The organism is Lentzea jiangxiensis (assembly GCF_900104175.1).
GTDB classification, from domain to species: Bacteria; Actinomycetota; Actinomycetes; order Mycobacteriales; family Pseudonocardiaceae; genus Lentzea; species Lentzea jiangxiensis.
The window spans coordinates 192,675-206,618 of sequence record NZ_FNIX01000013.1; the positions used below are offsets into that span (position 1 = coordinate 192,675).

19 protein-coding genes and 1 pseudogene are annotated in these 13,944 nt (G+C 69.4%); 6 read left to right on the top strand and 14 right to left on the bottom strand.

Features of this window, described 5'->3' with window-relative positions; genetic code table 11:
* Window positions 1-172 precede the first annotated feature (172 nt).
* Entirely contained in the window at window positions 173-298 is a 126-nt protein-coding gene (locus BLQ91_RS43435; RefSeq protein WP_281199655.1) for a hypothetical protein, read from the top strand.
* Here BLQ91_RS43435 and BLQ91_RS43650 read toward each other — a convergent pair.
* From BLQ91_RS43650 to BLQ91_RS28330, 5 genes and pseudogenes are all read right to left on the bottom strand, one after another.
* A pseudogene (locus BLQ91_RS43650) lies at window positions 298-426 on the bottom strand (hypothetical protein); the annotation flags it as partial. The gene BLQ91_RS43435 and the pseudogene BLQ91_RS43650 sit on opposite strands and share 1 nt — an antisense overlap.
* The gene (locus BLQ91_RS42920; protein WP_245733859.1) at window positions 369-626 is read right to left on the bottom strand and encodes a helix-turn-helix domain-containing protein; all 258 of its coding nucleotides are present in this window, start codon (window positions 624-626) and stop codon (window positions 369-371) included. The pseudogene BLQ91_RS43650 and the gene BLQ91_RS42920, both read right to left, overlap by 58 nt.
* A 207-nt stretch (window positions 627-833) precedes the next feature.
* Entirely contained in the window at window positions 834-1,937 is a 1,104-nt protein-coding gene (locus tag BLQ91_RS41645; RefSeq protein ID WP_176959990.1) for a hypothetical protein, read from the bottom strand.
* 517 nt (window positions 1,938-2,454) lie between these two features.
* Window positions 2,455-3,372 (bottom strand): hypothetical protein, encoded by a 918-nt coding sequence (locus BLQ91_RS28325; protein WP_090101549.1) that lies wholly within the window; start codon window positions 3,370-3,372, stop codon window positions 2,455-2,457.
* Between the two features lie 11 nt (window positions 3,373-3,383).
* On the bottom strand, window positions 3,384-4,352 hold the full coding sequence (locus tag BLQ91_RS28330; RefSeq protein WP_143022847.1) for a DUF2332 family protein: 969 nt from the start codon (window positions 4,350-4,352) through the stop codon (window positions 3,384-3,386).
* 103 nt (window positions 4,353-4,455) lie between these two features.
* Between BLQ91_RS28330 and BLQ91_RS28335 the strand changes: the two genes are divergently transcribed.
* Window positions 4,456-5,214, top strand: a complete 759-nt coding sequence (locus BLQ91_RS28335; protein ID WP_090101637.1) for an enoyl-CoA hydratase/isomerase family protein — start codon at window positions 4,456-4,458, stop codon at window positions 5,212-5,214.
* Between the two features lie 3 nt (window positions 5,215-5,217).
* Here the strand turns inward: BLQ91_RS28335 and BLQ91_RS28340 are convergent, their stop codons facing one another.
* The 7 genes from BLQ91_RS28340 to trxA form a co-directional block, all read right to left on the bottom strand.
* Window positions 5,218-5,817, bottom strand: a complete 600-nt coding sequence (locus tag BLQ91_RS28340) for an MBL fold metallo-hydrolase (RefSeq protein ID WP_090101554.1) — start codon at window positions 5,815-5,817, stop codon at window positions 5,218-5,220.
* On the bottom strand, window positions 5,817-6,905 hold the full coding sequence (locus BLQ91_RS28345) for an S-(hydroxymethyl)mycothiol dehydrogenase (RefSeq protein ID WP_090101557.1): 1,089 nt from the start codon (window positions 6,903-6,905) through the stop codon (window positions 5,817-5,819). Before BLQ91_RS28345 ends, BLQ91_RS28340 begins: the two co-directional genes overlap by 1 nt.
* 13 nt (window positions 6,906-6,918) lie before the next feature.
* Window positions 6,919-7,437, bottom strand: coding sequence for a VOC family protein (locus tag BLQ91_RS28350; protein WP_090101559.1), 519 nt, complete (start codon window positions 7,435-7,437; stop codon window positions 6,919-6,921).
* A 109-nt stretch (window positions 7,438-7,546) separates the two neighbouring features.
* Window positions 7,547-7,816 carry a DUF4235 domain-containing protein gene (locus BLQ91_RS28355; RefSeq protein WP_090101560.1) on the bottom strand — a complete coding sequence of 90 codons (270 nt, stop codon included), beginning with the start codon at window positions 7,814-7,816 and terminating at the stop codon, window positions 7,547-7,549.
* On the bottom strand, window positions 7,813-8,100 hold the full coding sequence (locus BLQ91_RS28360) for a DUF3618 domain-containing protein (RefSeq protein ID WP_090101562.1): 288 nt from the start codon (window positions 8,098-8,100) through the stop codon (window positions 7,813-7,815). The genes BLQ91_RS28355 and BLQ91_RS28360 overlap by 4 nt, the downstream gene beginning before the upstream one ends.
* Window positions 8,097-8,486: a phage holin family protein gene (locus BLQ91_RS28365; protein WP_090101563.1), complete on the bottom strand. Its 390-nt coding sequence runs from the start codon at window positions 8,484-8,486 to the stop codon at window positions 8,097-8,099. The genes BLQ91_RS28360 and BLQ91_RS28365 overlap by 4 nt, the downstream gene beginning before the upstream one ends.
* 72 nt (window positions 8,487-8,558) lie before the next feature.
* A complete protein-coding gene (trxA, locus tag BLQ91_RS28370; protein ID WP_090101565.1) occupies window positions 8,559-8,933 on the bottom strand; it encodes a thioredoxin in 375 nt (124 codons plus the stop codon).
* 392 nt (window positions 8,934-9,325) lie between these two features.
* On the opposite strand from trxA, the gene BLQ91_RS28375 reads away from it, so the two are divergent.
* The 4 genes from BLQ91_RS28375 to BLQ91_RS28390 are packed head-to-tail and all read left to right on the top strand — an operon-like array spanning window position 9,326 to window position 13,462.
* On the top strand, window positions 9,326-10,231 hold the full coding sequence (locus tag BLQ91_RS28375) for an ABC transporter substrate-binding protein (RefSeq protein WP_090101567.1): 906 nt from the start codon (window positions 9,326-9,328) through the stop codon (window positions 10,229-10,231).
* Window positions 10,221-11,051: an amino acid ABC transporter permease gene (locus BLQ91_RS28380; protein ID WP_090101570.1), complete on the top strand. Its 831-nt coding sequence runs from the start codon at window positions 10,221-10,223 to the stop codon at window positions 11,049-11,051. The genes BLQ91_RS28375 and BLQ91_RS28380 overlap by 11 nt, the downstream gene beginning before the upstream one ends.
* Window positions 11,038-11,796 (top strand): amino acid ABC transporter ATP-binding protein, encoded by a 759-nt coding sequence (locus BLQ91_RS28385; protein ID WP_176959992.1) that lies wholly within the window; start codon window positions 11,038-11,040, stop codon window positions 11,794-11,796. Before BLQ91_RS28380 ends, BLQ91_RS28385 begins: the two co-directional genes overlap by 14 nt.
* 1 nt (window position 11,797) lies before the next feature.
* Complete coding sequence (locus BLQ91_RS28390; RefSeq protein ID WP_090101574.1) at window positions 11,798-13,462, top strand: aminotransferase class V-fold PLP-dependent enzyme; 1,665 nt, start codon at window positions 11,798-11,800, stop codon at window positions 13,460-13,462.
* Here the strand turns inward: BLQ91_RS28390 and BLQ91_RS28395 are convergent.
* Both BLQ91_RS28395 and BLQ91_RS28400 read right to left on the bottom strand, forming a co-directional pair.
* The gene (locus BLQ91_RS28395) at window positions 13,440-13,622 is read right to left on the bottom strand and encodes a DUF397 domain-containing protein (RefSeq protein ID WP_090101577.1); all 183 of its coding nucleotides are present in this window, start codon (window positions 13,620-13,622) and stop codon (window positions 13,440-13,442) included. The two genes, BLQ91_RS28390 and BLQ91_RS28395, sit on opposite strands and share 23 nt — an antisense overlap.
* Window positions 13,594-13,944 (bottom strand): Scr1 family TA system antitoxin-like transcriptional regulator (locus BLQ91_RS28400; protein ID WP_218130441.1); only part of this gene is annotated, 351 nt, incomplete at its 5' end. The genes BLQ91_RS28395 and BLQ91_RS28400, both read right to left, overlap by 29 nt.

Below are 13,944 nucleotides of genomic sequence, written 5' to 3' on the forward strand. Positions count from 1 at the left end.
ACCCCCGTCGTAGCGGTGGTAGGTCGCCCGCAACCGCTTCGGTCTGGTCCGCGGCCTCCAGACCTTTCCCCTGCGGGGTAACAGGTTCAGTGGCCCGAACTCGTCGACGCAGATCACCCGCCCATCGGTGGGCGGGTGATCGTAGAGGTCGAGTATCCGTTGCATTGTGGCGATGAAGTCCGGGTCGGGTGAGGCCTTCCACGTCGTGGTGGTCTGCCACGTGATCCCTGCCCCGCGCAGGATGCGGCGCAGGGTCTCCCGGCTGATCGCCGCGACCGTGCCGCGCTCGAGCAGGTGATCACGCAGCTTGGCCAGCGACCAGGTGGAGAACGCGGTGATGCCCCAGTCGGCGGGGGACGTCCGGGCGATCAGGCAGATCCGGTCACGGATCTGCTCACCGATCGTCTTCCGGCGTCCCCGCTCCATTTTGGGTCCAGCGTCGCAACCCCCCGTTCGTTGAACGCGTGGATGACATCGCGCACATAGTCCTCGCTGACCTGCATCAACGAGGTGATGTCCCGGACGGCCTGGCCCTGGCCGGACATCAGCACCACGATCGCCCGCCGCAGCCGGATCGGATCCTTCGAGCTCCGGCGGATCCGCTGCAGCTTGCGGCCTTCCTCCATCGACGACGGCCGGACGAACACGCTCGGTCGACGAGCCACAACCACCCCCCGCACACGACACGCGGGACCAGCCTGCCGGTCAGCCCGGAAGAGCGATTACCGGGTCAACCATCTGCGACGAGCCACTAGAACCCCTGCCGCGCGGGGGAAAGCGGGTGGGACGCGGCTCCCACCCGCTCCGCGCGTGATCGCTTCAGAGGGTCGTGGTCAGTCGTTCACCGCCTCGAGCAGGTTCGTGGCCGCTGCGTGGGCGTTGCCGCCGTGGCCGCCGTGGCCGGTGTTGCCGCCGTGGGTGTTGCTGGCGTTGATCGCGTCGCTGGCGTTCCCGGTGGAGGTGCTACCGGAGTGACCGGAGTGCGTGCCGGTGAGGCAGGTGGAGTGCACGCACATCACGGTCGCCGAGTTGTGGCCGGTGTCGCCGGAGTCGCCCGAGTCGCCGCTGTCGCCGGTGGTGGCGTTGTTGGTGTTGCTGGCGTCGCCGCCGTTACCGGAAGGCCCGCCGTTGCCGGCCGTCGCGGTGGCCGTGGCGTTGCTGTGCGCGCCGCCGTGCGGGGCCTTGGCGTCGTCGTCCGACTCGATCGCGGTGGTGTTCGTGGCCGCTGCGTGGGCGTTGCCGCCGTTACCGCCGTGGCCGGTGTTGCCGCCGTGGGTGTTGCTGATGTTGATCGCGTCGCCGGTGTTCCCGGTGGAGGTGCCACCGGAGTCACCGGAGTGCGTGCCGGTGAGGCAGGTGGAGTGCACGCACATCACGGTCGCCGAGTTGTGGCCGGTGTCGCCGGAGTCACCGGAGTCGTCGCTGTCGCCGGTGGTGGCGTTGTTGGTGTTGCTGGCGTCGCCGCCGTCACCGGAAGACCCGCCGTTGCCGGCCGTCGCGGTCGCGGTGGCGTCGCTGTCGGCCGAGTTCCCGTGGTGGTGGTGGCCGGGGGTGCGCTTGTCCTTTTCCTCGCCGGCTTCCTCGTCGTCCCCGTCCCAGTTGGCCGAGACCGAGTTGTTCGCTGCCGCGTGGGCGTTGCCGCCGTTGCCGCCGTGGCCGGTGTTGCCGCCGTGGGTGATGCTGGTGTTGATCGCGTCGCCGGTGTTCCCCGTGGACGTGCTGCCCGAGTTGCCCGAGTTCGTTCCGGTCTGGCACTTCGAGTGCACGCACATCACCAGCGCGGAGTTGTGCCCGGTGGAGCCGGAGTCGCCGGACTCACCCGAGTCGCCGCTCGTCGCGTTGTTCGTGGCGGCCGCGTCGCCGCCCTCGCCGGAGTGCCCGCCGTGTCCGGCCACGGCCGATGCCGCAGCCTTGTGACTGAACCACTTCGCGGACATCGGGTGATGATGTCCTGCGCCGATCCGGAACGGGTGGAGGGCGCCGGTGCCGGCACTGGCGGTCGATCCGCCCGCCAGCACGAGGCCTGTGGCCACAGCCGCGGCCAGAAGGCCTGATTTGACGTGCTTGCGCATGTTCTTCCTCTCTTGACGACAACCTCTGGAGATGGAGGCGTGCCAGTCGTCCGGCCGCGGTGTCCCTCCACAGCCCGGAGTCGATCGGCGTCCGGGCCGCGGGGTTGACGTTCGAGCCGGGGGACAGGACTTCGCCGCCCACCGTCGCGCGGGTGTTCCGCGATCAAGCACCTCCCCGCAGCGGAACGACCTCGTTGCGCCGTTTGGAGTATCCGGGGTGGACGGTGAAAAACATGCCCGACATTCCCTAGCTGAACGGGCGACAAGTTGTCTGCCTGCGCCGATGTCGACGGCCACCTGACGAGGGAGGCGCACCTCGGACAGGGGACGCGCGAACGGATGATCCGTTACCGCCCGATGCGGCCGGCAGAAGGTTGATGTGTCAGCGGAAGGCGTTGCGCGTGTAGGTGAGGCTGAAGTCGCCCTTGCCCGAGAAGTACCGGTCGACCACCAGCGCCGGGTCCGTGGCCAGGTGGCCGCGGTAGATCGCGCCGTCGTTCTGGTCGTCCCAGCCCCACGGCGCGTTGGCGGCGTTGTCCTTGCCGTTGTCACCGCGGAACGTGCCGAAAGACGAAAACGTCTCGGAGTTGTTGCGGCGCGCCCACATGCCGTTCGCGTCGAAGGTGTTCACGAGGCGGTAGCCGACGTTGCGGTCGTTGCCGCCCGACGGGACCTCACCCGTGGCGGCGGGGAAGTAGACCACGCCGTCGCCGCCGGGGAAGTCGTTGCCGTCCCAGCGGTACAGGCCGTGGCCCTTGGCCTCCTGCCACGTGGCGGGACGGCCGCCGACCAGCAGCAACGTGCCGTCGACGGTCTCCGCGCCGCTCCGGAACGGTGAGCCGGCGGGCACGTAGGAGTAGAAGTCGCTGTGCGCCACGGTGATCGCGGCCTCCAGCTTGCCGAACCCGGTGTCCCTGCGGACGACGAGCAGCACGCCCTCCAGGTCGTTCTCGTGCGTCCTCGTGCCGAACGGGTCCGGCTGGTCGTCCCAGTCGCGCGGGTGGAAGAAGCTGTAGACGAGGAACCAGTGCGTGGACGTCTCGACCACGGAGTAGTAGGAGGCGCCGGTGAGCTTGGCGAGCTGGGGCTGGTTCTCCCAGTTGTCCGAGGTGTTCCAGTTGCCGTCGAAGTCCACAGTGGACAGGTAGTCGGCGTCGGCGTCGGAGTCGTCGGTGTCCTGGTGGTGCACCGGCGCCCAGTGCGACGCCAGGTCGTGGTCGGACACGGCGGCGTGGGCGGGCGCGGTGAGGGCCGTGGTGAAGAGGGCGACGGCCAGCAGGGAGGCGCGAATCGTTTTCACGCCGCCGCACGCTAGCTGTAGATGGTGACCGTCAGGCGGGGGTTCGAGCGAAAGTCAGTCGACTCGTAGGCGACGCGCGCGAGAGGCATCGAGCCGGCCGCCGCCGTCAGCGTCGTCTCGATCTCGTGGCGCTCGTCCTCGGTGAGGTACGACCAGAAGGAGCTGTGCCAGACCACCGTGTACGTGCCGCGGCCCTCCGGCGGCACGAGGTTCTCCCGCAGCCACCGCCCGGCGGGGGACCGCGCGACCTTCACGCCCACCTTGGCGGCGAGGTCGATGGCGTCGTCGAGGTCCCACCGCAGCGAGTCGTGCTCCGGCGGGATGAACGACTGCAGGATCATGGCGTGCTTGGGGTCGGCCGGGTCGCGCGGCTGCAGGTCGCAGCCCGCCCGGTCGACGATCTCCAGCCGCGGCGGCTGCGGCCCCGTCGCCGCCAGCCGCACCGGCGAGTCCTTGTCGCCCCACTCCCAGCCGAGCCCGAACCAGCGGTAGTGGTCGAGGATCAGGTTCAGCCCGGCGCACGCCCCGAGCTCGAGCAGTCGCACCTTCGGCGCGCCGATCATCGTCAGTCCGCGCAGCAGGAACCCGGCGGTCTTGGGCTGGTGCTGCTGCACCGTCCGGTCGAGCGCGGCCAGGACCTCGCCGGGGTTCTCGACGATCGCGTCCCGCGCCGCCAGCCACGTGAGCAGCGCCGGCGAGTCCGACTCGCCGCTCATCGCGGCGGCCTGCGCACTGGCGAACCGCCGGCTGAGCTCCGGCGCCCTGCCCGACAGCATCAGCAACCGCACGCCCGCGAGCGCCTGGACCCCGAACAACGGGCTGTGCACGGCGCTGTGCGAGCACAGCAGGTCCGCCACGGGCCCGCCGCGGTCGAGCTCGCTCGCCAGCTCGGAGAGGATGCGCGCGGACACGGGCGCGGTCGTCCGCAGACGCACCGCGAGAGCGCGGAGCGTCGAAGCCCCCATGGCAGCCGCGGTCACGGGCCCTCCCCTCCTCGGCAGGGCGACTTTACAAGCACACCCCCTCGTTCCCGGCCCTGTGAGACCACGCGTGCCGTCGGTACCGGTGGGTATCGTGCGGCGGGTGAGCGAGTTCCTGGAGCTGTCCGCGGCCGGTCCGGTCGCCACGTTGACGATCAACCGCCCGGCCAAGCGCAACGCGATGTCGTACGAGATGTGGTCGGCGCTGCCCGGGTTGCTCGCTCGCGTTTCCGCAGATGAGAGCATTCGGGTGCTGGTGATCCGCGGCGGGGGGCACTTCTGTGCGGGGGCCGACATCTCCGAGTTCTCGTCGTTGCGGCGAGGGGCCGACGGCGCCGCTCGCTACGGCGAGGCGGTGCACGCCGGGGAACGGGCGATCGCCCAGCTGGACAAGCCGACGATCGCGGCGGTGTCCGGGTTCTGCGTCGGCGGCGGGTGTGAGATCGCCCTCGCCTGCGACATCCGGGTGGCCGCCTCCGACGCCCGGTTCGGCATCACGCCCGCGAAGCTCGGGATCGTCTACAACTTCACGTCGACCAAGGCGCTGGTGGACGTCGTCGGGCCCGCCTGGGCGAAGCAGATCCTGTTCTCCGCCGACCTGATCGACGCTTCGACGGCGTTGCGGATCGGGCTCGTGAACGAGGTCGCCGAGTCGCTCGACGCCAGGGTGCGGGAGCTGTCCGAGCAGATCGCCGGGCGGGCGCAGGTGTCGGTGCGCGGCGCCAAGAAGATCATCGGCTCCGTCGTCGACGGCGGGCACGAGGACGACTTCGTGCGGGCGCTGTACGCGGAGGCCGCCTCCAGCGCCGACTACGCCGAGGGCGTGTCGGCGTTCCTGGAGAAGCGGCCTCCGCGGTTCTGACTCCTAGAAGACCTCGGCGGCGATCGTCGTGTCCGGGCCGTGGCCCGTGTGCACCACGGTGTCGCCGGGCAGCGTCAGCAGCTTCTCCCGGATCGACGCCTCGATCGTCGGTCGGTCCGAGAACGACCGCCCGGTCGCGCCCGGCCCGCCCTGGAACAGCGTGTCGCCGGTGAACACCGCGCCCAGCGAGGGGACGTGGAAGCACACCGCGCCGGGCGAGTGGCCCGGCGTGTGCAGCACGTGGATCTCCTCGCCGGCGACCGTGAGCACCTGCCCGTCCTCCAGCGCCTGGTGCGGGAGGACGCCGGTGTGCGTCAGGCTCCACACCACGTGGTCGGCCTGGTGCAACGCCATCGGCGCGTTCGTCGCGTGCGCCAGGTCCGGTGCGACCCGGACGTGGTCGTCGTGCGCGTGCGTCAGGAGGATCGCGACGACACGGCGCCCGGCCACGAGTTCGAGGATGTCGTCAACGGAGTGCGGGGCGTCGATGACGACGCATTCGCTGTCGTCACCGATGACCCACACGTTGTTGTCGACGTCGAAGGTCTCGCCGTCGAGCGAGAACGTGCCGGAGGTGACGGTGTGGTCGACGCGCAGGGCCATCAGAACACCACGACCGATCGCAGCACGTCGCCGTGGTGCATCTTCTCGAAGGCGGCCTCGACGCCGTCCAGCGGGATCTCCTCGGTGACGAACGCGTCGAGGTCGAAGCGGCCCTGCCGGTACAGGTCGACCAGCATCGGGAAGTCGCGGGACGGCAGGCAGTCGCCGTACCAGGACGACTTGAGCGATCCACCGCGGGAGAAGAAGTCGATCAGCGGCATGTCGAGCCGCATGTCCGGCGTCGGGACACCCACCAGGACCACGGTGCCGGCGAGGTCGCGGGCGTAGAAGGCCTGCTTCCACGTCTCGGGGCGGCCCACCGCGTCGATCACGACGTCGGCGCCGAACGAGTCGGTGAGGTCCTGGATCGCGGTGACGACGTCGTCGACCTCGCGGGCGTTGATCGTGTGCGTGGCGCCGAAACCCTTGGCCCACTCCAGCTTCCGCGGGTCGGTGTCGACGGCGATGATCTTCGCGGCGCCGGCGATGCGGGCGCCCGCGATGGCGCCGTCCCCGACACCGCCGCAGCCGATCACGGCCACCGAGTCGCCGCGGCCGACGTTGCCGGTGTTCACCGCGGCGCCGACGCCCGCCATGACGCCGCAGCCCAGCAGGCCGACGGCGGCGGCCCGGGCGGACGGGTCGACCTTCGTGCACTGTCCTGAGTGGACGAGGGTCTTCTCCGCGAACGCGCCGATGCCCAGCGCGGGCGAGAGTTTCGTGCCGTCGGTCAGCGTCATCGGCTGCGAGGCGTTGAACGTCGAGAAGCAGTACCACGGCTTGCCGCGCTTGCAGGCGCGGCAGGTGCCGCAGACCGCGCGCCAGTTCAGCACGACGAAGTCGCCCGGCTCCAGGTCCACGACACCCTCACCGACGGACTCCACGACACCCGCGGCCTCGTGGCCCAGCAGGAACGGGAACTCGTCGTTGATGCCGCCCTCGCGGTAGTGCAGGTCGGTGTGGCAGACGCCGCACGCCTGGACCTTCACCACGGCCTCGCCGGGGCCGGGGTCGGGCACCAGGACCGAGGTCAGCTCGACGGGAAGACCTTTGCCTCGGGCGACGATGCCCTTGACCTCTTGCGCCACTGCGGTTCCGTCCTCACTTGATCAGTGTCGTGCCTTCGAACTCACCGAGTTCTTCCCGGTAGAACTCAATCCCTACACCGTTGGGGTCGCGGATGTACAGGCTGTCCTCGACGCCGCGGTCGGGCCCCAGGTACTCGACGCCCGCCTCGTCCAGCTTGGCCCTGATCTCGGCGAACCGCTCGGCGGACGTCGACAGCGCGAGGTGCTGGACGGCGCCGATCGTCTCGGAGAACGCCGGGTGGTCGTGACCCGGGAAGTCGAAGAACCCCAGCAGGTTCTTCGACCCGAGGTCGAAGAAGAAGTGGCTGGAGCCGTTGTAGTCGCGGTTCTCGACGAGCTCGACGAGCGGGAAGCCGAGGAACTCCTGGTAGAACTCGATCGTCTCCTCGACGTCCTTGCAGATCAACGCGATGTGGTGCACCCCGCGGGTGGGGGAGCCGCCTCGCTCGGCGAGCGGCCTGACGTAGCGTTCGCGCAGCTCGTCGCGCTTGGCCCGGATGGTGGCGAGCTCTGCACCCTCTGGCTGTGGCATGCCAGCAGGGTAGTTGAGGATTCAAACTCCTGCAGGCTGGAACTGTGCCTCTTTCAGTCGAAAATGCCCGGCCCACGACGCCGTGGACCGGGCACGCGCGACAGCTCGCTCAGTCTTCCTCGTCGCCGGGCCACTCGCCCGTCAGCTTCTGGAAGCCCTTGGCGCCGCCGCGGTCGATCGCGGCCTTGACCAGGCCGAAGATCGCACCCTGCAGCGCGGCTGCCAGCAGGACCTCGGTCCACGCGCGGTTGCGCATCGTGGCGCTCGGCGCCTCCTTGTCGCCCGCGACGAGCTTCCAGATCTGGCCGAAGATCGCGGTCGCCAGGAAACCTCCCAGCGCGCCGAACAGCATTCCCAGCGGTCGGTACAGGAGCTTCATCGGTTCCTCCTGGAAATCGCCCAGATGGCGACGATCAGCGCGATCAGCGCCGCCGCGACGGCACCGGGGTGGCGGCGGGCCTTCTCGACCTGCTCCGCCACGGGGGTGGGCAGCGAGTCGACGGCCTGGTTGGTGGCAGCGGTGAGCCGCACGACCGTCTCGTGCGCCTGCTCCTTCACGCGGCCGGGCACGTCGACCTTGTGCGCCAAAGCTTCCACGGTCTCACCGAGCTCGCGCCGAGTCCGTTCGACGTCGCGCTGCAGCTGCTCCTTCGGGTCGGTCATCGGTGCGCACTCTCCTTGATCGTCGCGATGTCCCGCTGGACGTTGTCCATCGCCTGCCGCGGCACCGGCGGAGCGGCCTGCTTGACCTGCCCCTTGCCGACGAGCGCGAAGATGCCCGCGAACAGCAGAAGGGCGGCCGCGACGATCAGCGCGGCCGCCCACGGCGGTACTACGAGTGCCAGCAGCAGGATCAGGCCCGCGACGACGCTGAGCCCACCCCACCACGCGAACACGCCTGCCACGCCGAACATCCCGGCGCCGACACCGGCGTGCTTGCCCTTGTCCTTCAGCTCCACGACCGCGAGACGGATCTCATCGCGCGCGAGCCTGCTCACCTGCTCGGACAGCTGGCTCACCAGCTGTGCGGTCGACGTGTCGGTGTTCATGCACGTCGGCTACCCAGAGCGAGGTTGAGCCAATCAGTGCTCGTGGCCTCTTGCGGCCCCGTGAGGTCCAGGTCAGCCCTGCTGCTGGGCCTGGGCTTCCTTGACCTTGGCGTGGACCTCGGTCATGTCCACGTTGCGCGCCTGCTCGATCAGGTCGTCCAAGGCGTTGCCCGGCAACGCGCCCGGCTGCGAGAACAGCACGACACCCTCGCGCACGATCATCAGCGTCGGGATCGACCGGATGCCGAACGTGGCCGCGAGCTCCTGCTGCGCCTCGGTGTCGACCTTGCCGAACACGATGTCCTCGTTCTTGTTCGACGCCGCCTCGTAGGTGGGCCCGAACGCACGGCACGGCCCGCACCACTCAGCCCAGAAGTCGACCAGGACGATGCCGTCAGCGCCGACCACCTCGTCGAAGTTCTCCGTGGTCAGCTCGACCGTCGCCATGTGGTCCTCCTCGTTTGTCGGGTAACCCGTCCAACGGACGGGACGGCGCTGGAATTCCCCGGACGGTTGGCCGGGCGCTTCCGGGCGCGGCTCGGGTGGGTCGCGTGGGGTGGAAGAGCCGCGGTCCGCCGGTTCCGCTGTGCCGCATTTCGCCCCGCCGCCTGCTTCTACCCCCATCCGCCCCACTGTCAGGCCTCTTCCCCCGCCTCACCCGCGTTGCCGATTCGTGTCCTTCGACCGCTTCAACTTTTTGTGGAGATCTTCAACCAGGCGTAAGTCCAGGTAGGCGCGAAGCATCGGAGCCAAACCTTCCCGACCGCCCCGCTCACCCCCGGACGTGCGGGTTCAACTTTTTGTGGACGGCTTCAACGCGGCGTTGTACGGTCCCCGCCATGATGCCGCGCCTGCTCGTGACCTCGCTTCTCGTGTTGGGGCTCGCCGCCTGCGGGTCCACGTCCGACCCCGCCTCGCAGACGTCCACCCCGCCGTCCGCCGACCTGTCGTCGGTCCAGAAGGACGACAAGCTCGCCGCCCTGCTGCCGCCGGAGATCGCCTCGGCCGGCACGTTGAAGGTCGGGTCGAACATCCAGAACCCGCCGAACAACTTCTACGCCGAGGACGGCAAGACGCCGATGGGGTCCGAGGTGGACCTGATCAAGGCGATCGGCGCCAGGCTCGGGCTGAAGGTCGAGCACAGCGACATGGCGTTCAGCTCGCTGATCACCAGCCTCGAGACCGGGCGCGTCGACGTGACGATGGCGGCGATGAACGACACCGCCGAGCGCCAGCAGAAGATCGACTTCGTGGACTACTTCACGTCCGGCATCACGATCATGGTGCAGAAGGGCAACCCGCAGGGGGTCAAGGGACCCGACGACCTGTGCGGCAAGGGCATCGCGGTGAACCTCGGCAGCTCGCAGGAGCAGTTCGCCAAGGAGCAGAGCGCGAAGTGCGCGGCCGCGGGCAAGCCCGAGGTGCAGCTGAGCGTCACCGACAGCGACACCGGCAACCAGAACCAGCTGCGCACCGGACGGGTCGCCGCGATCCTCAACGACCTGCCGACGGCCGTCTACGTCGCGAAGACCGCGGGTGACGGCGAGTACTTCGAGGTCGTGCCGCTCGCGCCGATCAACGGCGGGCCGTACGGGATCGGCGTCGCCAAGAAGAACGCCAAGCTGTCCGAGGCGGTCAAGGCCGCGCTGCAGTCGCTGATCGACGACGGCACCTACGGCAAGATCGTCACCACCTGGGACATCAAGCAGGGCGCGATCACGAAGGCCGCCATCAATGGCAAGTGACACCCGCACCCACGACGTCAGGGACGAACTGGTCGTCGTGCCGCTGAGCCACCCCTGGCGGTGGATCAGCGGCGCGGTGATCGTGCTGGTCATCGCGGGGCTGGGCTGGGCGATGTCCGAGGCCCGGATCCAGTGGGAGGACGTGCCGGGGTTCTTCACGCACCCCGTGATGCTCGAAGGCCTGCTCAACACCATCGTGCTCGCCGTCGCCGCGCAGGGCGGCGCGATCGTCCTCGGCGTGGTCGTCGCGCTCATGAGGTTGTCGGCGAACCCGGTGGCCCGGTGGTTCGCGGTCGGCTACATCTGGCTGTTCCGCGGGCTGCCGGTGCTGTTGCAGATCCTGATCTGGTTCAACCTGGCGCTGGTCTTCGAGGACATCAGCATCCCGATGCTGTTCTCGGTGCCCACCAACGTGGTCATGACCGCGTTCGTCGCCGCGCTGCTCGGCCTGGGGCTCAACGAGAGCGCGTACATGGCGGAGATCGTGCGCGCCGGGCTCAGCAGCGTCGACGAGGGGCAGACGGAGGCGGCGAAGTCGATCGGCATGACGCCGATGACGACGCTGCGCAGAGTGGTCCTGCCCCAGGCGATGCGGGTGATCATCCCGCCGACGGGCAACAACTTCATCAACATGATCAAGGGCACGTCGATGGCGTCGGTGATCGCCTTCACGGAGCTCATCCACGCCGCGAACAACATCTCGTCGCGGAACCTGGAGATCATGGAAACCCTGTTCGCCGCCGCGGCCTGGTACCTCGTGATGGTGTCCGTCGCGTCGATCGGGCAGCACTACCTGGAGCGTGCTTATGGCCCTCGTTGAGGCGATCGGTGTCCGCAAGTCGTTCGGCCACACCGAGGTGCTCAAGGGCATCGACCTGGAGGTCGAGCGCGGCGAGGTCGTGTGCCTGCTCGGGCCCTCGGGTGCGGGCAAGTCGACGTTCCTGCGTTGCGTGAACCACCTGGAGACCATCGACGCCGGGCGGATCTGGGTCGACGGCGTGCCGGTCGGCTTCCGCTCGGCGAACGGCAAGCTCCACGAACTGCGCGAACGCGAGGCCGCCCACCAGCGCCGCGACGTCGGGATGGTGTTCCAGCGGTTCAACCTGTTCCCGCACCGCACGGCGCTCGAGAACATCATGGAAGGGCCCGTGCAGGTGCTCGGGAGGGGCAGGGCCGAGGTGCGCGCGGAGGCGTTGGCGCTGCTGGAACGGGTCGGGCTGGCCGAGAAGGCCGGTGCCCACCCCGCGCAGCTCTCGGGTGGTCAGCAGCAACGTGTCGCGATCGCCCGCGCCCTGGCGATGAAACCCAAGCTGATGCTGTTCGACGAGCCCACGTCCGCGTTGGACCCGGAGCTGGTCGGTGAGGTGCTCGACGTCATGACCTCGCTGGCCCGCGACGGCATGACGATGATCGTGGTCACCCACGAGATCGGCTTCGCCCGCTCGGTCGCCGACCGCGTGGTGTTCCTCGTCGACGGGGCGGTGGTCGAGACCGGCACGCCGGCCGACGTGCTGGACAATCCGCAGCAGCCGCGCACGCAACAGTTCCTCGCAAAGGTGCTCTGAGTTGATCGACGCCTCGTACCTCGCCCAGTTCCGCGAACCGGAGGGGTATCTCGACTTCGCCCGCTTCGGCCCGCCGTCGCTCCCGGTCGTCACGGCCACCGCGCGGTTGATGGAGCAGGCGTCGCTCGCCGGTCCATCCACTGTGGACACCCTGATGCGCGAGGAGCAGCGGGTGAAGGCCGCCGTCGCGCGGCTGTGCCGTTCGGACACCGACCACGTCGCCCTGGTGCCGAACACCTCGACCGGCCTGTTCCAGGCGGCCTTCGGGCTGTCGGGCACGGTCATGTACTCGGCGGCGGAGTTCCCGTCCAACACCTACCCGTGGGTGCGGGCGGGGCTCCCGTCGGTCGTGCTGGACGGCCCGGTGCACCCGGCCGCGGTCGCCACCCGCCTCACGCCGGAGGTCTCCGCGCTCTCGGTGTCCGCCGTGGACTTCCGCACCGGCTACCGGGCGGACCTGGCGGCGCTGCGCGAGGCCGTGGGCGACCGGCTGCTCATCGTCGACGGCATCCAGGGCTTCGGCGTGGCCGACGAGCCCTGGGAGCTCGCCGACGTCCTGGTGGTCGGCGGCCAGAAGTGGCTGCGGGCGGGGTGGAGCACCGGTTTCGTGGTGCTCTCGGACCGGGCGCTGGAACGGCTCGACCCGGTGCTGTCGGGCTGGACGGGCGCGGTCGACGCGGGCCTCTTCGACGACGAGGTGCACGACGCCGCCCCGGACGCCGCCTCCTGGAACATCACGAACCTCTCGCCGGTCGTGTCCGGCGCCTTCGCGGAGGCGCTCGAGCTCGTGGAGCGCGCGGGAGTGCCGGAGATCGACGCCGCGGTCGGCGAGGTCGTCGCGGAGCTCGAGGAGATCGTGCTGTCGAGCGGCGGCAAGGTCGTGTCGGCCCGCGAACGGCGTGCCGGCATCCTCGCGTTCACCATGCCGGACGCGGCGCCGGTGGTGGGGGAGGCGTTGAACGCCTTCGGCATCACGGCCACGGTCAGGCCCGAGCACGTCCGCCTGTCGCCGCACGCCACGACGTCGCGCGGCACCCTCGAACGCCTGCGGACCGCCCTGAAGTCGTTGTCCGGCCCGGTTTCCTCACCGGTGCCCGCGGCGCTGTCGGCGCTGGTGCCGACGGTCGGCAGCCTCGCCTCGGCGCTGGGCCCGGACACCGAGGTCGTCGTGCACGACCTGTCGAGGCTGCCGAACTCGATCATCGCGATCGCCGGGTCGCTCACCGGCCGGCAGGTGGGCGGGCCGATGACCGACCTGCTGCTCGGCCTGGTCCGCCGCGGCACGACCACCGACATGCCCGGCTACGAGACCTACGCGCCGGACGGCCGGGCGATCTGGTCGTCGACGACGTTCGTGCGCGACGCGGCCGGGGTGGCGGTGGGGTGCCTGTGCGTCAACAAGCTCGCCGCGCACGAGGCCTCCGGACCCGTGGAGTCGTTCCCGCAGGACGTGGACACGCTGCAGCGCGTGCTCGTCGAGAAGGCGATCGCGGACGTGGGCGTGCCGGTCGAGCTGATGAAGAAGGTGCACAAGTCCCAGGTCGTGCGAGTCCTGGACGAGGCCGGCTTCTTCCTCATCCGGGACTCGGTCGACCACCTGGCGGGTGTCCTGGAGGTCACCCGCTACACGATCTACAACTACCTCAACGAGAACCGAGGGACCTGAGCAGCGAAGCCCAGGCGGGAGCCGAGAACGCGAGCACGTCGCCGCTCGCGTTCTTCGAGTCCCGGACGAGGGCGTTGTGGGCCAATGACACCTCGACGCAGTTGCCGTCTTCCGCTCCGCCGCTGTAGCTGCTAGTACGCCAAGTGCGGTCCTGAGTCATCGAAGTCCTCTCGCGGTGGGCTGATGTACTCCGCCAGCTTGCTCCGCGATTGTTCCGCACTCAAGGCGACCTCATCCAGACGGTCGAAGAAGAGCCTGGTGCGTGCGATTGCGCCGGGATCCTCCACGAAGACGTTTGCGAGGTTGGTCTCGCTGAAGACCAGCGGCCGCATCTTGTCGAACTCCCAGAGTACGAAGCCTGAGGCGGCGATGGGCGCGTCCCTGGGCACGATCCGGATCGTATGCGTGTTGAACAAGAGCCTCGCGTACTGATCTTCCATGACCTGCTTGTTGCCGACTTGCAGCTGCAGCGCATGCTCATG